Here is a 24,767-nt window from a genome sequence, read left to right as displayed (position 1 = left end):
GCCAGGCCGAGCGACACGGCGGCGGCGCAGGCGAGCGCGGTCTTCAGGCTGCGTACGGGCATGGCGGCTCCTCCGGGTGGGGGTACGGGGTACGCGCCCTCCGCGTCCGCGGCCCGGCCCGGATAGGGTGGTACAGACCAGAGGCCCCCGAGGTCAGAGGCCCCGCAGAGCGGAGAACAGTCCCGTGGCAGAGCGCAAGCCGATCGAATCCTGGCTGACCGACATGGACGGGGTACTCATCCACGAGGGCACGCCGATCCCCGGCGCCGACGCCTTCATCAAGCGGCTGCGCGAGTCCGGCAAGCCCTTCCTGGTGCTGACCAACAATTCCATCTACACCCCCCGCGACCTGCAGGCCCGCCTCAGCCGCATGGGCCTGGACGTCCCCGTCCAGAACATCTGGACGTCGGCGCTGGCCACCGCGAAGTTCCTCGACGACCAGCGCCCGGGCGGCACGGCGTACGTCATCGGCGAGGCCGGCCTGACCACGGCCCTGCACGACATCGGCTACATCCTGACCGACCACGAGCCCGACTACGTGGTCCTCGGCGAGACCCGCACCTACAGCTTCGAGGCGATGACGAAGGCGGTCCGCCTGATCAACGCGGGCGCCCGCTTCATCTGCACCAACCCCGACGAGACCGGCCCCTCCGCCGAAGGTCCGCTCCCGGCGACCGGCGCCGTCGCCGCACTGATCACCAAGGCCACCGGCAAGAAGCCGTACTTCGCCGGCAAGCCCAATCCGCTGATGATGCGGACCGGGCTGAACGCCATCGGCGCGCACTCCGAGAGCAGCGCGATGATCGGTGACCGGATGGACACCGACGTCCTGGCCGGGCTGGAGGCGGGCATGCAGACCTTCCTCGTCCTCACCGGCCTGACCTCGCTCGCCGACACCGAGAAGTTCCCCTACCGCCCGACCAAGACGGTCGACTCGATCGCCGACCTGGTCGACCTGGTGTAGCGCGCACGGCTGACACGTACGGCGCCGCTCCGGATGCGGGGCGGCGCGCCGCGCGTGAATCTCCTTGGTGAGGAGGTTCACCATGCGCAGCATTTCCATCGCACTCCGTGTCACCGGTGTGGCCGTCGCCCTGACGGCGTTCACCGCGGTGACCGCGCCCACCGCCCTCGCGGGCGAGGAGGAACGCGGCGGCCGCGAGAGCATCTCGGTCGATCCGAACCCGGCCCACCCCGGAGCGCAGGTCAAGCTGCGCGTCCAGGGCTGCGACGGCACCCGGGGGGCGGCCAAGTCCCCTGTCTTCGTGGCGGACGCCGACCTGTACGGCCGCGACAGCGGCCGCAGCCCGCTCTACGGCGAGGCGATGATCAGCTCGCACGCCTCGCCCGGCTGGCACTCCATCCGGGTGACCTGCGACGGGCACGACAAGGTCACCGGCTCCATCGAGATCGCCCACCACCGCCCGACCCACCACCCCTCGCCGGTCTGGCCGGTCCACGCGGGCGGCGGCGGCATGTCCGCCGAGCTCGCCAAGACCTCCCGGCCGGCCGTGGCGGCCGAGGAGCAGGAGGAGGGCGGCCCGGGGGTGCCGCACACCGTGATCGGCGCCGTCCTCGCGGCCGCGGCCACCCTGGCAATCGCGGGGCGCGCGCTGGCCCTGCGCCGCCGCCGAAGCGGCGAGTGAGCGAGGCCAGGGCGACCGCCGGCGGCCGGCTGCTGACCTTCGTCGCCTGGTCCGTGCTGGTCCTGGGCCTGTGGCTGTGGGGCCGCCAGCTCACCGGGATACCCTCGCCCCTCACCGGCCAGGCCGGCGGGGCAGTGGGTCCGGGGATGCCGGCCGCGCACGCCCCGATGCCGGGGTCCTCGCCCGAACGGGTCGACGTGCCCTCCCTAGGGGTCCAGGCCCCGGTGATATCCCGGAGCCTGGACAAGGACGGGGCGATCGAGCCGCCCCCGTACGGCAGCCCGGGCACGGTGGGCTGGTGGGGCGCGGGCACCCAGCCGGGTGTCGCCGGGACGGCGCTGATGGTGGGGCACGTGGACACCCAGTCGAAGCCGGCGGTGTTCTTCGGCCTCAGCTCGGCGCAGCCGGGCGAGAAGGTACGGGTGGTGCGGGCCGACGGGTCGGTCGCCGAGTTCACCATCGAGGACGTCCGGGTCTACGACCGCGCGGGCTTCGACCCGCACAAGGCGTACGGCCAGCGGGTCGCGGGCCGGGCGGAACTGCGGCTGGTCACCTGCGGCGGTTCGTACGACAAGGCGGCCAAGGAGTACACGGCCAACGTGGTGGTCTCCGCCTACCTGACGGGCGCGGGCGTCCGCCCGGGAACGGCGGCGTAAGGCCCCCGCGCAGACGCAGCCCCGCGCGCCCCACAGCGTCGGGACACGAAGAAGGCCCCCACTCGCGTGGGGGCCTTCTTGTCGTCTGTGCGCCGCCAGGGACTCGAACCCCGGACCCGCTGATTAAGAGTCAGCTGCTCTAACCAACTGAGCTAGCGGCGCTTGGTGACAGGCAAAACTCTACCCCACTCCCGCCGGTGCTCACGACCAGCCACGCCCGCCTTGTCCGATTAACCCATGTTTGAGTGGTTCATCGTGCACGATATGTCTTGGTCGTGCCACATCTGATGCCCCGCCAGATGCGGCACGGTCCGACCAGTGGACGAGCAGGGGAGTGGACGGAACCGCATGACGATGCAGCCTCCGACGCCGCATGGGCCGATGGCGATGCCCGTTTTCCAGGAGTACGAGCCCGCTGGCGACTGCGCGTGCCAGGGCTGCGCCCAGCGCCGGCGCTCCCTCGCCCGTGCGCGGGCCATACCGCTCCGGGACGGAGGACACCCCGCCGCGCGCGGCGCGCGCCGCGCGCTCGTCCTGGCCACCGCCGCCGGCGTGGTCCTCGGCGGCGCCGGTACGGGCGCGGCGGCGGTGACCGCGCCGGCCGCCGGAGCGGTCACCGCCGACGAGGACCCGCCCGGGTCCCCGCAGGGCGGCCGGGCCCCGCTGCACGGACCGAAGGCCGGCAAGCCCGGCACCCCGGGCGCCCCGGCGGCCCCCGGCGCGGTGAAGCGGATCGACCGGGCGACGATCATCAACCGGGCGAAGCTGTGGCTGGACGCGAAGGTCCCGTACAGCATGACCGAGTACTGGACGGACGGGTACCGGCAGGACTGCTCGGGCTACATCTCCATGGCCTGGAACCTCGGCACGAACGAGTGGACCGGCAGCCTCGACACCTTCGCCACGAAGATCACCAAGGACGAGCTGCTGCCGGGGGACATGCTCCTCTTCCACAACCCGGCGGACCCCAACAAGGGCTCCCACGTGGTCCTCTTCGGCGGCTGGGCGGACCAGACCCGGACGCACTACATCGCCTACGAGCAGACCAAGCCGAACACGCGGAAGCTGGCCACGCCCTACGGCTACTGGACCAACTCCACCAAGTACCTGCCGTACCGGTACAACGGCATCACCGGCGGCATCACCCCGGAGGCTCCCGCCGCCGGACCCAAGCCGACGGCCCCGACGGCCTTCCCCGGGGCGGCGAAGTTCGGCCCTGGAGCCACGAACGAGTACGTCGAGCACCTGGGCCGGATGCTGGCCGAGCGGGGCGGCGCCCGGTTCTACCCGAAGGGCCCGAGCCGGACCTGGACGGACGCCGACCGGCTGGCCACCCAGGCCTTCCAGCGCGCCCAGGGCTGGACGGGCGCCGACGCGGACGGGCTGCCGGGTGCGCAGACCTGGCGCCTGCTGGTCGAGCGCCAGGGCAAGGACATCCCGCCGTCGGTGACGGCCGCGCCCGGCCCCGGCGGGGTACGGGCCTATCCGGGCGCGGCGGTGTTCCGCCCGGGCGCGTCGCACGAGGCCGTCGCGGCGCTGGGCCGTCAGCTGGTGAAGAAGGGCTTCGGCAGGTACTACACCTCCGGCCCCGGACCCCGCTGGGGCGAGGCCGACCGCCGCAACGTCGAGGCGTTCCAGCGCGCGCAGGGCTGGCGCGGCGCCGCGGCCAACGGTTACCCGGGCCCGGAAACCTGGCGCCGGCTGTTCGCATGACGGAGGCAACGATGTACCCCACGCGCACCACGTCGACCACGGGCACCTTCCGGATCCCCCCGGCGGCCGCCCAGCCGGTCCGCCCCGCCCTCACCGCCGAAGCACCGGCGGCGTCGGCGGCCTCGCCGACGGCGCCAACGGCACCGACGGCCTGGACCGAGGCATCCCCCGCGGCGCCGTACGTCGGCCCCGCGCCGTCCGCGGCTCCGGCGCCCGCTCCGATCCAGGTTCCGGAGGCGTTTCAGGTCCCGGGCCCGGGACCCGTGCCCGTACCCCTACCGGTGGAGGCGGTTCCGCCCGCCCGGGGCGACGGCCCGGCGCCCGAGCCGCGGGTTCCGCTGGCGCCGTACGGTCGCCCCGAGCCGTCCCCGGCCCCGCTCCCGGTCCCGATTCCGGTGGAAGCCGTACCGGCGGCGCGGGCCGATGCCGTCCTCGTGGCCGCGCCTTCGGCGGGGGAGCAGGCCCCGGCGGCCGCCCCGTACGCCCGCACGGTGGAGCCCTGGCCCTGGTCGCCGGTGCCGGACGCCGGGGAGGTGTCGCACTCCCGCCCGGCGGAGGCCGTGGCGGTGCGCGCGTCCGGGCCGGTGCCGACGTTCGGGCCCGCCGAGGCCGCCCCGGACGCCGGTCCCGCGAGGGAGGAGGCTCCGGCCCGCCGGGCCGAGGCCGTCTCGGCCCTGCCGCACACCCGCCCGACCCCGGCGGCCGAGGAACCGGAGCCCGCGTACGCACCGCCGTACGACCACCCGGTCGCGCTGGTCACCGGCCCGCGCGAGGGCGCGGAGGAGCCGGAGGCCCGCCCCGCCGAGGCCCCGGTCCCCGCCGCCCGCGCACGGGCCGGTTCCGAGCAGGAGACGCTCCCGCAGCCCGGCCCGCACCCGAACCAGGACCTCCACCAGGACTTCGCCCAGCACCAGGGCCAGGACGAGGACCAAGACCGCAGCGAGGACCAGGGCCAGGACCAGGACCCGCACCCGGAGCCCGAACCACAGCATTCCGGCGTGCCCGGGCCCGGGGTGGCCGAGATCGTCGCCCAGGCCGTGGCCCGGGGTCTGGAGCGGGAGGACGACGACACCCAGGACCTGCCCCTCGTTCCCCCCGCCGCGCCCTTGCGCGGCGCGGCGGCCACCGAGGTGCCGCTCCACCTGCCGTTCCGCGCCGACCCGCAGCCCCCGGCCGCGACCCCCGAGACCGCCTCGACCCTCGCCGGCCCGGACCGGCCCGCCCGGCCCCGGCCCGTGCCCGGCGCGGCACCGGCGCGCCCCGCCCCCGGCCGCCGCGTCCCCCGGGGCGACGACCGGCTCCGGGAGCACCGCGGGCCCGTGCTGCCGGGCTGGATCGGCGTGGCCGTCGGCGGCCTGGCCCTGGCCGGCTGCGTCGCCGTGCTCTGGCGTGCCGGGGTCGTCCCGGCCTCCCTGGTGGCGGCCTTCGGCGCGCCCCCCCGCGCCTACGAGGGACTGCGGGCCACCCACTGGCCCCCGCTCGCCTTCCTCGGCGTCGTCGCGCTCCTGGCGCTCGGCGGCCTGGGCCGCGCCCGTACCGGCCACGCCTGGGTGCTGACCCTCTTCGGCCGCTACCGGGGCACGGTCCGGCGTACCGGACTGACCTGGGTCAGCCCGCTCCTGCTGCGCCGTCGGGTCGACGTACGGCTGCGCCACTGGCGCAGCGACCCGATGCCCGCCGTGGACTCGGGCGGTCTCGCCCTCCAGGTCGTCGTCCAGGTCGTCTGGCAGGTCAAGGACACGGCCCGCGCCACCCTCGCCGTCGCCGACCACACCGAGTACCTCGCCGAACAGGTCGAGTCGGCCATGGCCCGCGTCCTGTCCCAGCTCCCGGCCGACGCCTTCCACGAGGCCGCCCCGACCCTGCGCGACGCCGAGGCCGTCGGCGACGCGCTGACCCGGATGCTGGCGGCGGAGACCGAGGCCGTCGGCGTGGAGGTGTTCTCGGCCCAGCCGACGCGGATCGAGTACGCCCCCGAGGTCGCCGAGGCGATGCGCCGCCGCCGGGTCGCGGCGATCGACGCCAAGCACCGCGACACCGTGCTGACCTCGGTCGTCGACGCGGTGGACGACACCGTCCACCGGCTGACCTCGCGCGGGATCGTCGAACTGGACGACTACGAGCGCAAGGCCCTCGTGAAGGACCTCACGGTCGCCTTCTACACGGGGCGGTCGGAATAGCAGGTTCCGTGGCGGTACGGGAACGGGTGGCCGGATGGGACCGGACCACCCGTTCTCCTTTTGGTATGGACATGGACAACTCTCGTCAATAATCTGGGAGTTGGTCTAGACCTGAAATCCGTACGGCGATCCAGGGCTCGCCACACCATCCCCACGCGTGCGCTCGCTCTCGCCGGACTCCCCCCACGTTCAAGGAGCATCATGCGTCACTTCCGCATGCCCGGACGGGCCGGCGCCGCCGCGCTCGGCCTCGGCCTCGTCGCAGGGATCACCCTGCTCAGCGCTCCCAGCGCGAGCAGCCACGGCTACACCGACTCCGCCATCAGCCGCCAGAAGCTCTGTGCCAACAGGACCGTGTCCAACTGTGGCGCGATCCAGTGGGAGCCGCAGAGCGTCGAGGGCTTCAAGGGCTTCCCGGCCGCCGGCCCCGCCGACGGCAAGATATGCGCCGGCGGGAACGCCCAGTTCGCCGAGCTCGACGACCAGCGCGGCGGCACCTGGCCCACCACCGCCGTCACCAGCGGCCAGAGCTACTCCTTCCGGTGGCAGTTCACCGCCAACCACTCGACCACCGACTTCAAGTACTACGTCACCAAGAACGGCTGGGACCCCACCAAGCCGCTCACCCGCGCCTCCCTCGACCCCCAGCCCTTCCTCACCGTCGCCTACAACGGCGCACGCCCCTCCATGACCACCGTCCACCAGGGCGCCATGCCCAGCGGCAAGTCGGGCCGCCACATGATCCTGGCGGTCTGGTCGGTCAACGACACCCCGATGGCCTTCTACTCCTGCTCTGACGTTAAGTTCTGACGTAACGTCAGGTACCCTCCGGCGGCATGCGGACGTCGACTGCACCCGAAACCGTCGCGGAGCTCATCGCGCGCCAATGGGGCGATCACCGGCCCGGGCTGATGTACGAGGACACCGAGCGTCGCGTCCTCACCCGGCACCGGACCGCCCAGGAGTCCGCCGCGCGCGCCGCGCTCCTCGTCGACCTCATGCCGCCGGAGGCCGCACCGCACCTGGGGGTGTTGCTCGACAACACCCCCGAGTTCCCGTTCTGGCTCGGCGCGGCGGCCCTCGCGGGGGCCGCCGTCGCCGGGATCAACCCGACCCGGCGCGGTCCCGAGCTGGCGCGCGACATCCTGCACACCGACTGCCGCCTCCTGGTGACCGAGCCCGCCCACCTGCCGCTGCTGCGCGGCCTCGACCTGCCCGGCGTCCGCCTCCTCGTCACCGGCACCGAGGCGTACGCGGCCCTGCTCGCCCCGTACGCCGCCGCCAAACCCGGCGAAGCGACGCTGGGCACCCCCGGCCCCGGCTCCCGGCTGCTCCTCTACTTCACCTCCGGCTCCACCGGCGCCCCCAAGGCCGCCATCTGCACCCAGGGCCGGCTGGCCGCCGCCGGTTCGGCGCTCGCCCGCCAGTTCTCCGTGACGCCGGACGACGTCCACTACGTCTGCATGCCGCTCTTCCACGGCAACGCGGTCATCGCCGACTGGCTGCCGGCCCTGGCCGGGGACGCGTCCGTGGCGCTGCGCCGCCGCTTCTCGGCCTCCGCCTTCCTGGACGACGTGCGGGCGTACGGCGCGACGTACTTCACCTACGTCGGCCGGGCCGTCCAGTACCTCCTCGCCACCGGCCCCCGCCCCGACGACCGCGAGCACACCCTGCGGCTCGGCTTCGGCACCGAGGCCGGTGCGGTGGACGCGGCCCGCTTCGCCGAGCGCTTCGGGGTCCGGCTGGTGGAGGGCTACGGGGCCACCGAGGGCGGGGCCTCCGTCCAGCGCACCCCGGACACCCCGCCGGGCGCCCTGGGCCGGGCGGGCGCGGGCGACGACCTGGCGGTGATCGACCCCGAGACGGGCCGTACCTGCCCGCCGGCCCTCTTCGACGGGGACGGCCGCCTGCTGAACGGCGACGAGGCCATCGGCGAGCTGGTCAACCGGGGCCGCAGCCTCTTCGAGGGCTACTGGCGCAACCCCGGAGCGGAAGCCGCCCGCACCCGGGACGGCTGGTACTGGACCGGGGACCTCTTCTTCCGCGACGCGGCGGGCTTCCTCTACTTCGCGGGCCGTACGGACGACCGGCTCCGGGTCGACAGCGAGAACCTGGCGGCGGCGGTGATCGAGAACATCCTCGCCCGGTGGCCCCGGGCGGCGGCGGTCGCCGTCTACGCCGTACCGGACGAGGTGGCGGGGGACCAGGTGATGGCGGCGCTCGCGCTGAACGAGGGCGCGGAGTTCGCGCCGGACGCCTTCGCGGAGTTCCTGGCCGCGCAGCCGGACCTGGGCACGAAGATGCCGCCGCGCTACGTCAGGGTGGTCCCGTCGATGCCGGTCACCGCCACGAACAAGGTCCACCGGGTCGCCCTCCGCCGAGCCGTCTTCCTCCCGCAGCCGCCCCCGGACGGCACCCCGGGCCACCCGGACCCGGTCTGGCACCGCACCCCCGACGGGGAGTACCGCCCCCTGGACGCCCCGGCCCTCACCGCCCTCCTGGCGAGGTACGCGGCCCAGAACCGCACGCACCTCCTCCACCCCTGAGCCGGGCACAACCAGCCCCGCTGGCGTTCGAGGCGCGGCGCGGAGCGGAGCGCCGTAGGGGGTCCGGGGCGGAGCCCCGGGGAGCGGCGGAAGGGCGGGCAGGGGCAGGCCACGCGCAGCGGCACCCCGCCCGCAGACCCCGCGCGGCTCATGGTTTTGAGCACTCCGAAGGACCGGGTAGTATTTTCACTGTCAGCAGGCGCCGCTAGCTCAGTTGGTTAGAGCAGCTGACTCTTAATCAGCGGGTCCGGGGTTCGAGTCCCTGGCGGCGCACCTGTCCTTCGGGCGGTTTCCGGTTCACCGGGAACCGCCCGAAGTGTTTTCCGCCCCTTCCCGCGCCGCGCTCCCGCGGCCCCCGCCCCCGCTCACAGCGTGAGCGACAGCAGCAGCGGCGCGGCCTTCCGGTTCAGGGTTTCGGCCGCCTCCCGCAGCCGGTGCGCGTGCTCCACCGGCATCGACAGGGCCAGGCAGCCCACCGCGTTCCCCGCGGTGATCGGGACCGCCGCGCAGACGGTGCCCACGGCGTACTCCTGGAGGTCGAGCATCGGCACGGTGGCCGGCTGCGCGTCCAGCTTGGAGAACAGGATCCGCTCGTTCACGATCGTCTTCGACGTGAGCCGGGCGATCTTGTGGCGGGACAGGTGGTCGCGGCGCCCGTCGAGGTCCAGCTGCGTCAGCAGGCACTTGCCGACCGCGCTGGCGTGCGCGGCGGAGCGGAAGTCGACCCATTCGTGCACCTTGGGGGTGCGGGGACTGTCCGCGAACTGCGTGATCCTGACCTCGCCGTCCACGTACCGGCTGATGTAGACGGCCGCGCCCACCGAGTCCCGGAGCTCGTCCAGGGTGTCCTGGAGTTTGTCCGACAGGGCCTGCTGGCGGTCGACGCCGGAGCCGAGCAGGACGAGCGAGTCCCCTATGGCGTACGCGCCGTGGGCGACCTGCAGGACGTACCCCTCCCGGCGCAGCATCAGCAGCATCGGGCTGAGATGGACTGCGGGCAGGCCGGTCTCACGCGCGATCTGCACGTCGGTCACGCCACCGGCGTGCCGTGCGATCGTTTCGAGTACGCGCAGTGCGTACTGCACCGAGTGGAACGGCGCGGTCGGCTCGGGCTTCAGCGCCACGGTTTCCCCCTAGCAGGTTGTTACCGCTTGCCCTGACACAGTAACCACCAAGAGGCCCGCCCGGAGGGCCTGTTGGAGAGATTGATGGCTCAATCATGTCGCCCCGCCTGGGTCTAATCCTCTGGCATATGCCATCGTCATGGCCTCTCCGGGCCCGCCGGGAATGCCGGAGAGCCGTTCGGGGTTCCCCTTCTCGGTACGTCTGTCGTACGGATGTCGTACGGACGTGGAACACGAGACGGGAGCGACGATGAGTGACACCGGGGACACCGGCCGGCGGGAGGGTGGCCGCGACGGGATCCGCGGCGCCGCACTGGGCAGGGCGCCCGTGCCCCTGTCCGTGCTGGACCTCGTCACCGTGGGCGCGGGCAGCACGGCCCACGCGGCCCTGCGCACCAGCGTGGAGATCGCCCGGCTGGCCGAATCCCGCGGGTACCACCGCCACTGGGTCGCCGAGCACCACTCCATGCCGGGCGTCGCCAGCTCCTCACCGGCCGTGATCCTCGCCCACCTGGCCGCGCACACCTCCCGCATCCGGCTCGGTTCGGGCGGCGTCATGCTGCCCAACCACGCCCCGCTCGCCGTCGCCGAGCAGTTCGGCACCCTGGAGGCGCTCGCCCCCGGGCGGATCGACCTCGGACTCGGCCGTGCCCCCGGCACCGATCCGCGGACCGCGGCCGCGCTGCGCGGGGCCGGGCGCCTGGACGAAGCCGCCGACGAGTTCCCCCGCAGCCTCTCCGAGCTCATCCGCTTCCTCGACGACGACTTCCCCGACGGCCACCCGTACGCCCGCGTGCACGCCGTGCCGGGGCCGGTCCAGGGGCCCGCCGGGCGGCCGCCGATCTGGCTGCTCGGCTCCTCCGGCTTCAGCGCCCGCCTCGCGGGCGGGCTCGGCCTGCCCTTCGCCTACGCCCACCACTTCTCCGCGGCGGGCACGCTGCCCGCCCTCGACCTGTACCGGCAGAGCTTCCGGCCCTCGGCCGTGCTCGACGCCCCGTACGCCGTCATCGGGGTCGCCGCGCTCGCCGCCGACACGGCGGCCGAGGCCCGCGCCGAGGTCCTCACCGGGGCGCTGTCGATGCTGCGGCTGCGCAGCGGGCGGCCCGGACTGATTCCGACGCCCGACGAGGCGGCCGCGTACCCGTACTCCCCGCTGGAGCGGGAGTTCATCGAGGGGCGGCTCGTGGACATCGTCCACGGCACGCCGGACGAGGTCCGCGACGGACTCGACGACCTGGCCAAGCGGACCGGCGCCGACGAGCTGATGCTGACCGCCAACGCCCACGGCGGAGAAGCCCGGTTGCGCTCGTACGAGCTCATCGCAGATGCGTACGGCCTGCCGGTGGAGGCGCCCGTGGCGGGCTGACCGTACACAAACGGAGTTTGGCTGGTTTGTTGCCGAAACCTTGCCGGGACATGGCTCAAGGCAGCCTTAAACCGCTCGTCACCCTAGGTGGCGAGCGGTTTCTGATGTGCGCTCAGCTCTCTGACTAGGGGATTTGCGCTGGGAGTGGTCTAGTCCTTGTTTGGTCCAAACCATTGACTCGGGCCTCCGGTGATCGCTATCAATCTCCCACCTGAACTTCTTGCTCTTCCCTCCCACCCCCCGGAGGCAGTTCATGCACATCCGTAAACCCCTCATCGCCGCCGCCGCCACGGCGGCGCTCGCCGCCGGAGCGCTGGCGTCCTTCGCGGGGCTCAGCACCGCCCAGGCGGCCGGCGCGACTCCCGCCGCCGCCGCGGCCGCGGCCGGCGGCGTCCGCATCGCCTACTACGACCAGTGGAGCGTGTACGGGAGCGCCTTCTATCCCAAGCACCTCGACACCCGCGGCATAGCGGGCAAGCTGGACGTCATCAATTACTCGTTCGGCAACATCCACCCCACCAACCTCACCTGCTTCGAGGCGAACAAGGCGGCGGGTGACGACAACAACCCCAACGCCGGTGACGGTGCGGGCGACTCGTACGCCGACTACCAGAAGTCCTTCAGCGCGGCCGACAGCGTCAGCGGCGTCGCCGACAAGTGGGACCAGCCGATCGTGGGCGTCTTCAACCAGTTCAAGCAGCTGAAGGCCAAGTACCCCCACCTGAAGATCAACATCTCGCTCGGCGGCTGGACGTACTCGAAGTACTTCAGCGACGCGGCGAAGACCGACGCCTCCCGCAAGAAGCTCGTGTCCTCCTGCATCGACCAGTACATCAAGGGCAACCTGCCGGTCGAGGGCGGCTACGGCGGCGTCGGCGCGGCGGCCGGGATCTTCGACGGCATCGACATCGACTGGGAGTACCCGGGCTCGTCGGGCGGCCACCTCGGCAACCACTACGCCCCCGAGGACAAGCAGAACTTCACGCTCCTGCTCAAGGAGTTCCGCCAGCAGCTCGACGCCCACGGCGCGGCCAACGGCGGCAAGAAGTACCTGCTGACCTCCGCCCTCCCGGCCGGCCAGGACAAGATCAAGTACATCGAGACGGACAAGATCGGCGCGTACCTCGACTACGCGAACATCATGACGTACGACATGCACGGCGCGTGGGACAGCGACGGGCCGACGTACCACCAGTCCCCGCTGTACTCCCCGGCCGGTGACCCGACCGACCCGATCGCCCCGGGCACGCAGAAGTACAGCATCGACAACGCCATCGACTCCTGGGTCGACGGAAACCCGGCCTACGGCATCACCGGCGGCTTCCCCGCCAACAAGCTGACCCTGGGCTACGAGTTCTACTACCGCGGCTGGAAGGGCGTCCCGGCAGGGGCGAACAACGGCCTCGCCCAGTCCGCGACCGGCGCCTCCGGTGCCCGGCCCACCAGCCAGCAGGCCGGCATCGCGAACTACAAGGAGCTCGGCGGCATCGTCGACAACCCGGCGAGCACCTTCTGGGACGACCAGGCCAAGGCTTCGTACTTCTACAAGGACGGCGAGTTCTTCACCGGCCTGAACCAGAAGTCCATCCAGGCCCGGGTCGACTACGGCAAGCAGCGCGGCCTGGCCGGCGCGATGATGTACTCGCTGCTCGGCCTGGACAACAACACCACGCTGCTGAACCAGATCTCGGACGCCCTCGGCGGAACCACGGTGCCGCCGACCACCCCGCCGACGACGCCTCCGACCACGCCGCCCACGACGCCCCCGACCACGCCGCCGACGACCCCGCCGACCACCGGCTGCGGTTCCGTCCCGGCCTACGTCGCGGGAACCGTCTACAACGGCGGTACCGAGGTCGCCCACAACGGCCGCAAGTACAAGGCCCAGTGGTGGACCCAGAACGAGGTGCCCGGCACCACCGGTGAATGGGGAGTCTGGAAGGACCTCGGCGCCTGCTGATCCCCCCACCCCGCGCCGAGCGACACTCCGCCCCGCACCCTGTTTCCCGGGTGCGGGGCGGAGGTGTGTCACGTGGCTGCCGGATTCCGGACACCGCTGCGTGCCGGTCTCGCTACGCTCGGCCACGGCTGCATCCGGCCCGTCCTCATGGGGGTGACCGTCCCGTGGTCAACATCCGCGACCTCGACCCCAGCGCCTCGCCGCTGGACTACCACGGCTTCGAACTGCGCAGGCTGAGGGAGGACGCGAAGCTGAAACAGGGGCAGCTCGGCGAGATCATCTACCGCACGGGCTCCCTGATCGGCCAGATCGAGACGGCCCGCAAGGTCCCCACCCGGGACTTCTCGCAGCGGCTGGACGCGGCCCTGGGCGCGGACGGCCACTTCTCCCGCCTGGTGGGCCTGGTGCTGCGCAGCCAGCTGCCGACGTGGTTCCAGGCGTACGCGCAGATGGAGGCCGAGGCGGCGTTCATCTCCACGTTCCAGGCGCAGCTGGTCTACGGGCTGCTCCAGACGAAGGCTTACCCCCTTCTCGGCCGGCCGCGCAGCCCTGACGGGTCGCCGTGCGGGACTCCAAGCGGCCCGGCGGGCCCGCCTTCACCGTGGCGCCGGAGGCGTTCGGGGCGTTCGTCCGGAGCCTCTGACCGTACGCCCGGCCCGGCGCGGCCGGACCCCGCCCCGTGACCCTCAGAGCTGGGGGTGCGGGGCGGGCCCGTCGGCGGCCGGGGTCGCGAAGGCGGGGGCGCCCTCGGTGGCGGCCTGGCGGCCGATCATGCGGGCGATGACGTCCGGGGGCACGGCCCGCGAGTACAGCCATCCCTGACCCGTGTCGCAGCCCACGCCGCGCAGCCGGGCCGCCTGCCCGGCGGTCTCGACGCACTCCGCCGTCACCGTCAGGCCCAGCCGGTGCGCGAGCTGGACCAGCGCCTCGACGATGGTCTCGTCGGCGGGATTGGGGTGCGCGCCGTCGTCGTAGCGGAAGCCGCGGACGAAGGAGCCGTCCAGCTTCAGGACCGAGACCGGCAGCCGGCTGAGGTAGGCCAGGTTCGAGTAGCCGGTGCCGAAGTCGTCGATGGCGATCCGCACGCCCATGTCGCTCAGCGCCTGCAGGGCCTGGAGCGGGCGGCCCGCGGAGCCCATCACCGCCGACTCGGTCAGCTCCAGCTGGAGCAGCTGCGGGGCGAGCCCCGTCTCGGCGAGGATCTCCGCGACGTCGCCCACCAGGTCGGAATCCCACACCTGGCGCACCGCGACGTTGACCGACACGAAGACCGGCGCGTCACTGGGCTGGTCGAGCTGCCAGCGCCGGGCCTGGCGGCAGGCGGTGCGCAGCACCCACCGCCCCAACTGGACGATGGAGCCGTCCTCTTCGGCGATGCCGATGAACCGGTTCGGCGTCAGGGTGCCGAACTGCGGGTGCTTCCAGCGCACCAGCGCCTCCACCCCGCGCACCGCGCCGCTCGCCAGGTCCACCAGCGGCTGGTACTCCAGCGTGAATTCGTCTCGCTCCACGGCCGGCCGGAGTGTCGAGGACAGGGCCTGGCGGGTCATGCGGTGCGCGTTGCGCTCCGGGTCGAAGAGGGTCCAGCGGGCCTTGCCGTCCGCCTTCGCCCAGTACAGGGTCGTGTCGGCGGCCTGCATCAGCCCGGTCGCCGAGGTCCCGGCGGCCGCCCGCTCCACCACGCCGATCGACGCCGAGACCGACAGCCGCTGCCCGGCCAGGTCGAACGGCTCCTGCACCGCCGCCAGCACGCTCCGCGCCAGGTCCGCGAGCTGCTCGGTGCCCGTGGAGTCCTCGACCAGCAGGGCGAACTCGTCGCCGCCGAGCCGTGCCACCAGGTGGCCGCCCGTGCGCCCGTACCCGGTCCGGTCGGCGCACTGGGTCAGCCGGGCCGCGACGGCGGCGAGCAGCCGGTCGCCGACCCGGTGGCCGAGGGTGTCGTTGACCGCCTTGAACCCGTCGAGGTCCAGGTAGCAGAGCCCGATCCGGCCGGTACCGCCGCCGCGCTCGTACGAGGAGACCTCCAGGGCGGCCGAGAGCCGCTCGAAGAACAGCGCCCGGTTGGGAAGCCGGGTGACCGGGTCGTGCATCTGGAGGTGCCGCAGCCGGGCCTGGAGGTCGCGCCGGTCGCTGATGTCGGCTACGGACAGCAGGACGTCCCCGGTCCCCGGCACGGGCCCGAGCGTCACCTCGGTCCACAGCGAGTGCCCGTCGGGGTGCTTGAGCCGGCGCGTGCAGCGCAGCCGGGCCTGCCGGCCGCGCAGGACCTCCTGGTACGCCGCCCAGGTCCGGGCCTCGGCGGCCAGGTCCACCAGGTCGGCGGCGCACTGGTGGGTGAGGGCGTGCGGCTCGGTGCCCAGCAGTCCGGCGAGGGCCTGGTTCGCGGTGACGACGAAGCCGTCGCGGTCCACGACGGCCATGGCGAGGTGGGCCGCGTTGAAGGCGGCCCGGTAGTCGCGCAGCTCGGACCGTGCGCGGGACGACGGATCCGTGGCGGCCGGGGTGGCCGTCGCCGACTGGGCCGCCGGTACGACGGGGTGACGCTCCGTGATGGCCGATCGGAGGCTGTCGGCCGCCGAACCGGTTCCCTCTGAGGTTCCGCTCACCGTTGGCTCCCGCAGTGCTCGTGAGTGTCCGTGCAGGAAAGTGTGCCGATCATAGAGGCTGACGGGAGGGGCTATCCAGCGGCATCGCCGTGCGGAGCAGGGCAGTTCACTGTGGTGACGAACCGTCGGCCAAAGGTCGCGTGATCGTTTCTGCGCGGCTCTGAGCATGCGGAGACCCCTGCTGATCTCGCGTGATCGCTCGTGACGTTCTGTAGGTGGATCCGTGAAGCCCGAGGGTCACCGGGTTGCCGTATCACTCACTCGTGTGGGGCAGCGGAACAGGGCATTAGTAAGACAATCGCCTCAAGGTGGACGAGATGGGACCAATCCACCACCGGAGGTCGATGTGCAGCGACAGCAGACACCCGGGGGAGTGGACCGCTCCCGCGTCCGAAGTACCGGGGCCGTGCTCACCTCCCTCACGGCGCTCGCCGCCATGTCGCTCGTCGCGGGTCCCGCCGTCGCCGAACCCGGGGCCGGCCCCTGTGCGCTGACCCGTACGGCGGCGCACCACTCCCTCGGCCTGGACAGCTGGAACGGCGCCTACCCCCGGCCCGAGCGCACCCTCGACGCGGTCATGGTCTTCCTCTCCTTCCCCGACCACCGGCCCGCCGTCACCACCGACGAGATCACCGGCGACTACTTCCCCGAGACGAGCGAGTTCTTCGAGCGCGCCTCGTACGGCCGCTTCCGCCTCGTCCCGCACCCGCAGCGGCAATGGGCGCAGATGCCCCGGCCGTCGACGGCGTACGGCATACAGCGCGACTGGGCCCCCGAGGACCGGGCGGCCTACCTCCGTGACGCGGTCGCGACCGCCGACGCACGCGTGGACTTCTCGCGGTACGACGTCGTGTACTTCGTCGCCGACCCGGACGCGCCCGGGGTGGACTCCGACGCCACGAAGGTCGTCAACTTCGACCGCCCGATCCGCGCGGACGGCACCGACCTGCGCCGGATCGTCACCGTCTTCGAACGGCACCCGCCGGACCGCAACGTGCTCGCCCACGAGACCGGCCACGTCTTCGACCTCCCCGACCTCTACCACCGGCCGACGGACGGCAAGGGGGACTGGGACACGTACGTCGGGGACTGGGACGTCATGGGCAGCCAGTTCGGGATGGCCCCCGACCTCTTCGCCTGGCACAAGTGGAAGCTGGGCTGGCTGGAGTCCTCCCAGGTGGACTGCGTGCAGTCCGGCTCCTCGATGCACACCCTCCAGCCGCTGGCCCAGACCCCGCCGACGGGCGGCACGGGCGGCACCCGGCTCGCCGTGATCCGCACGGGTCCCGGCAGCGCCATCGCCGTGGAGGCGCGCGGCTCCGCGGGCAACGACGGGGAGACCTGTACGGAAGGGGTCCTCGTCTACCGGGTGCGCAACGAGGCGGCGTCCGGCGGCGGCCCGATCGAGGTGCTCGACGGGCACCCGCGGACGGAGGCGTGCTGGGACCGCTCGGTGTACCCGCCGCTCGCGGACGCGCCGCTGGAGGTGGGGGAGACGTACACCGTGCCGGGGGAGCGGATCACGATCGAGGTGGCGGACCGGACCCAGTCGGGCGCCTACACGGTGAAGATCACGACCTGAGCGGCCGGCGCACCCGGGCCGGTGCACCCGGGGCCCGCGTACCGCAGCCCGCGTACCGGAATCCCCTGCGCCGGGACACGAAGAAGGCCCCCACTCGCGTGGGGGCCTTCTTCCGTCTGTGCGCCGCCAGGGACTCGAACCCCGGACCCGCTGATTAAGAGTCAGCTGCTCTAACCAACTGAGCTAGCGGCGCGTGCTGACATCGCAGACATTAGCATCCTGATCCGCGGAAGGAAAAATCGATATCCCCAGGTCGGTGCCGGGCCCCCCGGCGCGAGCGGCGCGGACGAAGGCCCACAGCAGCGCCTCGGGGCCCGGCAGCCACGGCGACCGGGTTCCGGGGGCCACGAGCCACCGGGAGGGCCCGCTCACGGCGGCCAGCGGCGGCACGGTGACCGCGTCGCCGCGGCCGTGGCACAGGGGGGCCGGGGCCGTACGGGAGCCGCCCCACTCCTCCCACGCCAGCAGGGCGGGCAGCCGGTGGGCGGTGCCGGGGGCGGCGAAGAGCAGCAGGCGGCCGCGGTGCACGGCGACCGGCCCGCACCCGGGGCCCTCGGCCCAGAGCAGGTCCAGCACGCGGCGGCCGAGGACGACGGGGACGTTGACGACGTCGAAGGCGGTCCCGCAGGGGAGCACGGCCGTCGCGCCGGGCCGCGCCTGCCACAGCGCGAGGGTGGTTCGCGGGGAGGCGGACGCGGAGGCGAGCCAGGCGGCGCCCTGCGGGGTGACGTGGGTGGCGGGCACGGCGGTGCGTGCGCCGAGGGCGGAGCTGCCGGGGGCCGTCGTCAGGGTCGTCATGGACCCAGGTCTACCGGCCGTAGCGGCCCGGTTCCCCGGAGTTACCGGAAACGGGGACAGGGCGGGCCGCACTGGGGTATGTTGCGCCCCGCATATGCCAGAGGCCCGCGCGCAGCGCGCTCGTGCCGCGCGGCGCCGCAGCCGCGGAGCCCGGCCCCCGGAGTCGGCGGTGAGGGCCCCGGGACGGAGCCCTTGCCGGGCGGTGCGGGCGGTGCGGTGCGCTGCGTGCGGTGCGGACCGGCCGGACCGGCCGGACCGTGCGGTCAGGGGCCCTCGGGGCCGGCGTCGCGCTGGAGGGTCTCGCCGAACTCGATCATCTTGCGGGCGTAGTCCTCGGTCCAGTCCGCCTGCTCGGCGATCGCCGCGGGCGACAGCCGGTCGAACCGCCGCGGGTCCGCCAGCTGCGCCGCCGCGACGGCCTGGAACTCCACCGCCCGCTCCTGCGCCGCCCGGAAGGCCAGTGTCAGTTCCGTCGCGCGGACCAGGAGCTCGCACGGGTCGTCGATCGACTCCAGATCGAAGAAGTGCTCCGGGTCCGTGGCGGCGTCCGAGGGCTCGAAGAGCAGCGGCGCGGGCCGCAGCCTCCGCTCGGTCCGCTCGGGCTCTGCCATGCGTGTCCTCCAGCTGCTGCGCGTACGAAATGCTTCCGGGCCACCGTCCATTGTCCAACGCCGCGCAAGAGTGCACCGCTGCGGACGGGGGGCGCTGGGAACGCCCGTACGACCACTGGGGCGCACGGGGAAGCCGACCGCTCCCGTGGCGCACGGGTCGAGCGGATGAGCGGCCGACACCCCCACCGGCGCCGTGATCCCGGGCTCCCCGCAGGCTCCGGGCACCGCTGACCGGCCGTCAGCCACAGCGCCCCCGGCCGGCGCCCCGGCGCCACCCGTCCGGAGCGCTACGGCCGCCAGGACACCCGGTGTTCGGCGAGGTGCGCCAGGACTGACTGGTTGTCTTCCCAGTACTCGGAAAACAGGATCACCATGTAGGGTCGCTGGGTGTAGAAGGGGTCTACACAGGGGGTAACGAAGTGTCGTACAGGCCGTCACCGGGGACTCGTGTCCTGAAGATGCGACGCATCAGCCGGGACTCTGAGGACAGTTCTGCTCTGGCGCGTCAGGCTGACGCCCTGGACGGCGCAGCCGCGGAGGGCCGGTTCGATGTGGTGGGGAACATAGAGGACTCGTTCGTCTCGGGTGCGGTCCACCTCGAGGAGCGGCCTGGCCTTGGCAGGTGGATGCGCGAGCCGCTCTGGTACGAGTGGGACGCGATCATGGTCACCTCCCTGGACCGCATCACTCGGAACCAGACGCACTGGGAGATGTTCGCCGACAAGTGCTACCGGGACGGCAAGGACGTCATCTGCCTTGATGACCCGGCCTTGGATATCACTCCCGGCAATGGCCGGATGATCGCTTACATCAAGGCGACACAAGCGCAGGAGTACCGGGAAGCCATCGTGCAGAAACGTCGGAGCCAGACTCAGTACTACCGCGATGAGAGCCTTTGGGGCGGCGGGACTTGGCCCTTCGGCTATCGGCCGGTCCTCACGGAGTATCAGGGCCGGCAGCGCTACAAGCTGCTCATCGACCGCGTGACGGGCCCCCTGATCCGTGAGGCGTACGAGCGAATCGCGGAGCAGGGGTGGTCCATGAGTCGTCTCTGTCAGGACTGGAACGAGCGCGGCGTCCTCACGTCGCAGGACTACCAGCGGAGCGCCAACGCAGACGAGAAGAAGCCAGGAGTCGCGACGGCCGTCAAGGGAACCAAGTGGACCACGTCCACCTTGGGGAAGATGCTGAAGAAGCCGATCCTCAAGGGGATCGTCATGCACAAAGGTGAGCCGCTTCTTCGTGACGGAGTTCCTGTTCGGTGGGCTGATCCCCTCCTCGGCGATGGGGAGTTCGACAAGTTGCAGGCGGCGGTAACGGCGCTAGGTCGGCATCGTGCCGGAATCAAGTCAAATTCATCTCCCATGACGGGCCTACTCTACTGTCCGTGCGGCAGGAAGATGTACGAGAACAGCTCGATCGGGAAATTGAACACGGGAGAGATCCGGCACCACAAGTACTTCCGCTGCTCTTCCTGGTCCAACGGCAAGGCGTGTGATTTCTCCGTCTCCTGGTCTCAGGATCAGGTGTACGCAACTGCGGAGCATGCATTCCTCGTCAAGCTAGGTGGCGAAGAAATCACCGAGCGCCAGTACGTTCCGGGCAGGGACAACAGGAAGCAAATCAAGGAGCTCGAGCGCGCCATCGACAATCTGTCGCAATCAATCGCCTTGGCCGCCTCGCCTGTGGTGGTTGCCTCTCTGACCGGCACCATGGAGCGGCATGCGGCCAACCTTGAGGAGCTGATGGCTGAACCTTTCGTACCCGGTCGGTGGGAGGTCACTGGCACCGGCCAGACCTACGCCGAGAAGTGGTCTGCAATGACAGGATGGAAGGAACGGGGGACCTTCCTTCGGCAGGCTGGCTTTCGGCTCTTCATCTGGGGCCGCCCCGGGGCGAAGGGGCGAGGAATGGCCATCTATGTCATCTCTCCAAATGATGTCGCTGAGAGAGTGGGTGATGTTTTGGCTGGATCTGTTGAGCCGAGCGACGAAGAATCGTGGAACCTTGAAGCGTTGAACATTTTCAAGGAGGTCCTGGAGGTAGAGATTGACCAGTTGAGGTCTGTGCCTCTCAAGTGAGACCGTGGCCCCCTGTTCACTTCCTCGCTTCCGTACCCACCTGGAGATGCACCAGGGCCTGATGCCGGCCCGCTCCGGTGACCGAGCAGGTGGAGCAGCGCATGCGCGGGCTGCCTTGTCTGCGCTGCCACTCGAGAAGCACTCTCTGACGCTGCGGATGCTCACGGACGACGTGACCGGGCCCTGAGGGCAGAGCTTCCTACGGCCGCCACGAGACGCGGTGGTTGGACCAGAAGTCCCACGTGGTCATCATCGCCTCCCAGCCGTCCGGGAACTTCACCGTCACCCCGAGCTGTACCGGCTCCGTCGAGGGGTGGTCGTCCAGCAGGTCCGCTATGCCCGCCCGCGCCACCACGACGCACGCGTGCCGGTGCCGGGAGGCCAGCACGCACAGCCGGCCCGTCTCCAGGTGGAACGCCGTCGCGTCCGGGCGTCCCGACAGGGGGTGGAGGACCACCGTGAGGTCGTACTCGCGGCCCTGGAGCCGGTTCGCCGTGTCCACGGTGACGCCCGTGACCCCGAGCCCGGCCAGGGCCGAGCGGACCGCCGCCGCCTGGTCGCGGTGCGCCGTGCCCACCGCGATGCGGTCGGCGGTGAGCGGGGCCGGGCGCCGCGCGTGCTCGTCCGTGGTCACCGCCCCCCGGTCCAGGGCGCGCCGGACCACCGCGGCCACCGCCCGCACCGCCTCCGGGTCGGTGCGCGGGGTGTGCCGGGCCGGGAGCTCCAGCAGGCCCCAGCCCGACTCGGCCGCCTCGTCCAGCACCCGGTCCGGGCCCGAGCCGTCCGAGGCGACCCCGTAGGAGAGCCGCCGCTCGCCCGGCCCCGTACCGCTGCGGAACTGCGTGTACGGGTAGAACGCGCGGGAGACCAGCGGCGCGGCCGTCGCCGGGAGCCGCCAGGACACGGGGAGCCGGTGCTGCGGGAGCTGCGGATTGTGGGCCAGCAGCGTGGAGACCGCCGAGGCGGAGGGGTCGTAGGACAGGCCCGCCCACTGCTCGGCGCCGACCACGCTGAACGGGTCCAGCTGCCCCGGGTCGCCCACGAACAGGGCCCGCTCGAACAGCCCGGCCACGGCCAGCAGCGCGTCGGAGCGCATCTGGTACGCCTCGTCGACGATCGCGTGCTCCCAGGGCTCGGCGTCCTTGACGTAGGCCCACTTCGCCGCCGTGGAGATGGTCACCGGCAGCTCGGCCAGGTCCCCCGGCTTCGCGGAGAGCGTGACCGAGGGCAGTTCGCGCAGCGCCGGGTCGTACGCGTCGCCGTCGCTGCTGTGCAGCCGGCCGACCTTGAGCCCCGGGTCCTTCTCGGCGAGCCGCAGCACCAGGTCGTCGACCTGCGCGTTCGTCTGCGCCACCACCATCAGCCGGCGCCCGGCCGCGGCCAGCTCCCGCGCCGCCCGCACCACGAGCGTGGACTTGCCGGCGCCGGGCGGGGAATCCACGACGACGCCCCGCTCGGTCCCGTGCAGGGTGTCGTGCAGGATCGCGGCGGTCGCCCGCGCGGCCGCCGCACCCGGGTCGAAAGCGGTCACAGGAGGTCCTCGTCGGTCACGGCGTCGGGCGCGGGGGCGGTCGGGGAGGTCAGGTGCCCGGGCGGGCCGCCGTGGGTCCACGGGGTCCGCTCCGGGTCCGGGAGCTTGGGGCCGCCGCGGGCGTCGTGCTCGAACAGCGTCCAGCACACCCGGTCGCCCTTCTCCGGCACCGAACCCGGCTCCGGGTCCCGGCCGCGGCCCATCTTGTCCAGCAGCCGCAGCACGAGCCGCCCGTCCTCGTCGAACCGGACGAAGCGCGCGGACTGCGGGCGGCCGTCCAGCGAGCGGAACACCTTCGTCCCGCCGTCCTCGGCGAGCTGCGGCCGGTCCTCCGTGGCCACCGTCACCAGCGGGCGCGGACTCGGCCGTTTCGCCTCCGTCCACTCCATCACCACCTCGGTGACCTCGCCGGCGAACGCCTCGCCCGCGAGCCGCCGGCCCGCCATCACCAGCGGGTCGTCCAGCGCCTCCTGGGCGTCGAGCCGCACCTGCTCGGTCTCCCGGGTGGCCAGCTTCTGCGCCGCCGTCACCGCGTCGTCGCGGCGCGGCTGCGGGGGCTCGCCCGCCCGTACGCGGTCCCGGTGGCCGGTGTACGACCAGCGGTCGCGGGTCCAGCGCTCCTCGGCCCGCTCACCGGCCGGCAGTTCGCGCAGCAGCTCCAGGGAGCGCCACACCGCGTCCCAGGCGGGCCGCATCTGCGCCTCCACCAGCGCCCGTACGTGCTCTTCGGCGCGGGCGAGCGCCGGCCCGTCCGGGGGCCGCGCCGTGCGCGCCGCGTCGTAGCGGGCCATCGCCGGGGCCAGCACCCGGTTGTCGAACGCCGGGTCGGTGGCCGGGCCCGCGGGCGGGACCAGCAGCTGGCCGTCCCCGTCGCGGCCGAGCTCCGCCCGCAGCGCCGCCTGCGCGCCGGACGCGCCCCCCGGGGGCGCTATCCAGGCGAGCAGCGCGCCCAGGTGCTGGTCCTCCAGGTTGCTCTGGCCGCTCGCCCAGTGCCGGGACAGCAGGTCCGTCGCCGAGAGCAGCAGCGAGGAGCCGGGCACCCGTGAGCGCTCGCCGAAGTGCGTGAACCAGCGGCCCAGCAGCGGCACCCGCGCGGGCGCCGGGTAGGGGTTCTCCGGGTCCTCCTCGGCCGTCCGCCGGAATCGCATCGAGCGGCCCAGCAGCCGTACGTACTCCAGGCCCGCCCGGCTCGGCACGATCAGCTGCGGGGCGTCCCGGCACAGCTCGGCCTCGACCTTGCTCTTGCGGCCCGTCTCCGGGTCGGTCTCGCTCCGCTCCACGTACTCGACGTCGTCCGCGTACCCGTCCACGTACGGCAGGACCACGTCCGCGAGGTCGGCCAGGAAGGCCCAGCGCAGGTCGCGGTCGCGCGGCTGCGGTACGACCAGCAGCGTCGGCTCCGCCGGGTCGGTGCCCACCAGCGCGCCCAGCGGGGCCCCGGCCTCACCGGCCGTCGTCAGCGGTACGAGGACCAGCGGGCGCCCGGCCAGGTGGCGGTGCCGTACGGTCGCGAGCGGCTGGGCCCGGCCCGCGCGGACGGCCTGCAGCCGGGCGAGGGTGTTCAGCAGGCTCATCCGGTGCTCTCCAGCGCCTCGGCGCGCAGCCGGGCCGCGCGGTGCAGCGCGGTCGCGGCGGGATCGTCGGGGCAGCCGCGGCCGACGGACGCCGCGAGGGCCTCCTCGACGGTGGTCAGCGCGCCCAGCTCGCCCCGTACGGAGCGGCCCAGCGCGGTCAGCTCGTCGGCGCCGCGGGCCTTCTCCCGGCAGTGGAAGGCCAGCTCGCAGGCGGCCAGGCACTCGGGGGCGTACGAGGCGTCCACCGCGGCCACGGCCTCGGCCAGCTCCTCGGCGGTCCGCGCCGGGTCGAAGGTGAGTCCCTCGGGCAGCGCCCCGGCCAGTTCCTCGACGCGCGTCAGCCGCGCCAGCTGGCGCCGGGTCACGGCCCGCTCGCGGCGGACGTCGACGGGAGCCGCGGCGGGCAGGTTGGAGAAGTCCTTGGGGCAGACCAGCAGCACGGTGTGGCCGGCCTCGGCGCCCGGCAGCTTCTCGGCGGTCTTCTCCAGGGCCAGGACGTACACGGCGGACTGGCGGGCCGCGGCGCCGACCTTCGCGGCGTCGGCGGCGCCGTCGATCATCGGGAACGACTTGATCTCCACGACGGTCCAGCGGCCGTCGGGGTGCACCACGACGGCGTCCGGCTCCAGATAGGCGGGGGTGCCCGCCACCTCCAGGGCGAGCATCGGGTGGTCGAGCAGCGTCCAGGCCGCCGCGGCGGTGGCCTCGCGCAGGGCCAGCGCGGTGCGGGCGGCGCGGCCCTCGGGCCCGGCGGCGGTGAGGTCGGGGACGCGGGCGTGCGGCCCGGGCGGCT

The 24,767-nt window shown here is 72.9% G+C and carries 17 protein-coding genes, 3 tRNA genes and 3 pseudogenes; 14 read left to right on the top strand and 9 right to left on the bottom strand.

The genetic code is table 11. From position 1 onward, the window contains the following. Positions 1 to 184: 184 nt before the first annotated feature. The 3 genes from ABT106_RS22165 to ABT106_RS22155 all read left to right on the top strand — a co-directional run bounded on the left by ABT106_RS22165 (position 185) and on the right by ABT106_RS22155 (position 2,302). On the top strand, positions 185 to 964 hold the full coding sequence (locus tag ABT106_RS22165; RefSeq protein WP_267718719.1) for an HAD-IIA family hydrolase: 780 nt from the start codon (positions 185 to 187) through the stop codon (positions 962 to 964). 82 nt (positions 965 to 1,046) lie between these two features. Continuing rightward, entirely contained in the window at positions 1,047 to 1,646 is a 600-nt protein-coding gene (locus tag ABT106_RS22160) for a hypothetical protein (RefSeq protein ID WP_351279987.1), read from the top strand. Then, a complete protein-coding gene (locus ABT106_RS22155; RefSeq protein WP_351279985.1) occupies positions 1,643 to 2,302 on the top strand; it encodes a class F sortase in 660 nt (219 codons plus the stop codon). Before ABT106_RS22160 ends, ABT106_RS22155 begins: the two co-directional genes overlap by 4 nt. Positions 2,303 to 2,390: 88 nt before the next feature. Here the strand turns inward: ABT106_RS22155 and ABT106_RS22150 are convergent. Beyond that, positions 2,391 to 2,464: transfer RNA gene (locus tag ABT106_RS22150), tRNA-Lys, on the bottom strand. A gap of 219 nt (positions 2,465 to 2,683) precedes the next feature. Between ABT106_RS22150 and ABT106_RS22145 the strand changes: the two genes are divergently transcribed. The 5 genes from ABT106_RS22145 to ABT106_RS22125 all read left to right on the top strand — a co-directional run bounded on the left by ABT106_RS22145 (position 2,684) and on the right by ABT106_RS22125 (position 9,014). After that, on the top strand, positions 2,684 to 4,015 hold the full coding sequence (locus ABT106_RS22145; RefSeq protein ID WP_351279982.1) for a peptidoglycan-binding protein: 1,332 nt from the start codon (positions 2,684 to 2,686) through the stop codon (positions 4,013 to 4,015). A gap of 11 nt (positions 4,016 to 4,026) precedes the next feature. Continuing rightward, positions 4,027 to 6,195, top strand: coding sequence for an SPFH domain-containing protein (locus ABT106_RS22140; protein WP_351279980.1), 2,169 nt, complete (start codon positions 4,027 to 4,029; stop codon positions 6,193 to 6,195). Positions 6,196 to 6,411: 216 nt separating this feature from the next. Beyond that, a complete protein-coding gene (locus ABT106_RS22135; RefSeq protein ID WP_351279994.1) occupies positions 6,412 to 7,005 on the top strand; it encodes a lytic polysaccharide monooxygenase auxiliary activity family 9 protein in 594 nt (197 codons plus the stop codon). A gap of 26 nt (positions 7,006 to 7,031) precedes the next feature. Then, the gene (locus ABT106_RS22130) at positions 7,032 to 8,741 is read left to right on the top strand and encodes an AMP-binding protein (RefSeq protein WP_351279978.1); all 1,710 of its coding nucleotides are present in this window, start codon (positions 7,032 to 7,034) and stop codon (positions 8,739 to 8,741) included. Between the two features lie 199 nt (positions 8,742 to 8,940). Beyond that, positions 8,941 to 9,014: transfer RNA gene (locus tag ABT106_RS22125), tRNA-Lys, on the top strand. 92 nt (positions 9,015 to 9,106) lie between these two features. On the opposite strand, the gene ABT106_RS22120 is transcribed toward ABT106_RS22125, so the two are convergent. Beyond that, positions 9,107 to 9,865 (bottom strand): IclR family transcriptional regulator, encoded by a 759-nt coding sequence (locus ABT106_RS22120; RefSeq protein ID WP_351279976.1) that lies wholly within the window; start codon positions 9,863 to 9,865, stop codon positions 9,107 to 9,109. 250 nt (positions 9,866 to 10,115) lie between these two features. Between ABT106_RS22120 and ABT106_RS22115 the strand changes: the two genes are divergently transcribed. The 3 genes and pseudogenes from ABT106_RS22115 to ABT106_RS22105 form a co-directional block, all read left to right on the top strand. Next, complete coding sequence (locus tag ABT106_RS22115) at positions 10,116 to 11,231, top strand: LLM class flavin-dependent oxidoreductase (RefSeq protein ID WP_351279974.1); 1,116 nt, start codon at positions 10,116 to 10,118, stop codon at positions 11,229 to 11,231. A gap of 253 nt (positions 11,232 to 11,484) precedes the next feature. Continuing rightward, the gene (locus ABT106_RS22110) at positions 11,485 to 13,191 is read left to right on the top strand and encodes a glycosyl hydrolase family 18 protein (protein WP_351279971.1); all 1,707 of its coding nucleotides are present in this window, start codon (positions 11,485 to 11,487) and stop codon (positions 13,189 to 13,191) included. 164 nt (positions 13,192 to 13,355) lie between these two features. Then, positions 13,356 to 13,715, top strand: a pseudogene (locus ABT106_RS22105) (helix-turn-helix domain-containing protein); the annotation flags it as partial. 162 nt (positions 13,716 to 13,877) lie between these two features. Here the strand turns inward: ABT106_RS22105 and ABT106_RS22095 are convergent. After that, positions 13,878 to 15,797 (bottom strand): putative bifunctional diguanylate cyclase/phosphodiesterase, encoded by a 1,920-nt coding sequence (locus ABT106_RS22095; protein ID WP_351279969.1) that lies wholly within the window; start codon positions 15,795 to 15,797, stop codon positions 13,878 to 13,880. 346 nt (positions 15,798 to 16,143) lie between these two features. Between ABT106_RS22095 and ABT106_RS22090 the strand changes: the two genes are divergently transcribed. Continuing rightward, positions 16,144 to 17,379 (top strand): M6 family metalloprotease domain-containing protein, encoded by a 1,236-nt coding sequence (locus tag ABT106_RS22090; protein ID WP_351279966.1) that lies wholly within the window; start codon positions 16,144 to 16,146, stop codon positions 17,377 to 17,379. A 119-nt stretch (positions 17,380 to 17,498) separates the two neighbouring features. On the opposite strand, the gene ABT106_RS22085 is transcribed toward ABT106_RS22090, so the two are convergent. The 3 genes from ABT106_RS22085 to ABT106_RS22075 form a co-directional block, all read right to left on the bottom strand. Next, positions 17,499 to 17,572, bottom strand: a tRNA-Lys gene (locus tag ABT106_RS22085). Beyond that, entirely contained in the window at positions 17,563 to 18,177 is a 615-nt protein-coding gene (locus tag ABT106_RS22080) for a bifunctional DNA primase/polymerase (protein ID WP_351279964.1), read from the bottom strand. Before ABT106_RS22080 ends, ABT106_RS22085 begins: the two co-directional genes overlap by 10 nt. Before the next feature lie 263 nt (positions 18,178 to 18,440). Next, the gene (locus ABT106_RS22075; protein WP_351279962.1) at positions 18,441 to 18,788 is read right to left on the bottom strand and encodes a DUF8844 domain-containing protein; all 348 of its coding nucleotides are present in this window, start codon (positions 18,786 to 18,788) and stop codon (positions 18,441 to 18,443) included. A 458-nt stretch (positions 18,789 to 19,246) separates the two neighbouring features. On the opposite strand from ABT106_RS22075, the gene ABT106_RS22070 reads away from it, so the two are divergent. Next, positions 19,247 to 20,869, top strand: coding sequence for a recombinase family protein (locus ABT106_RS22070; protein ID WP_351279960.1), 1,623 nt, complete (start codon positions 19,247 to 19,249; stop codon positions 20,867 to 20,869). A 10-nt stretch (positions 20,870 to 20,879) separates the two neighbouring features. Then, positions 20,880 to 21,056: pseudogene (locus ABT106_RS22065) on the top strand (XRE family transcriptional regulator); the annotation flags it as partial. A 12-nt stretch (positions 21,057 to 21,068) separates the two neighbouring features. Here ABT106_RS22065 and ABT106_RS22060 read toward each other — a convergent pair. From ABT106_RS22060 to ABT106_RS22050, 3 genes and pseudogenes are all read right to left on the bottom strand, one after another. Further along, positions 21,069 to 22,400, bottom strand: coding sequence for an AAA domain-containing protein (locus ABT106_RS22060; RefSeq protein WP_351279957.1), 1,332 nt, complete (start codon positions 22,398 to 22,400; stop codon positions 21,069 to 21,071). Continuing rightward, complete coding sequence (locus ABT106_RS22055) at positions 22,397 to 23,974, bottom strand: hypothetical protein (protein ID WP_351279955.1); 1,578 nt, start codon at positions 23,972 to 23,974, stop codon at positions 22,397 to 22,399. The genes ABT106_RS22060 and ABT106_RS22055 overlap by 4 nt, the downstream gene beginning before the upstream one ends. Next, positions 23,971 to 24,767: pseudogene (locus ABT106_RS22050) on the bottom strand (hypothetical protein); the annotation flags it as partial. The pseudogene ABT106_RS22050 and the gene ABT106_RS22055, both read right to left, overlap by 4 nt.

This window comes from Streptomyces sp. NPDC002044, from assembly GCF_040296725.1.
Lineage (GTDB): Bacteria > Actinomycetota > Actinomycetes > Streptomycetales > Streptomycetaceae > Streptomyces > Streptomyces antarcticus.
This window is presented reverse-complemented; position numbering and strand designations above follow the sequence as displayed.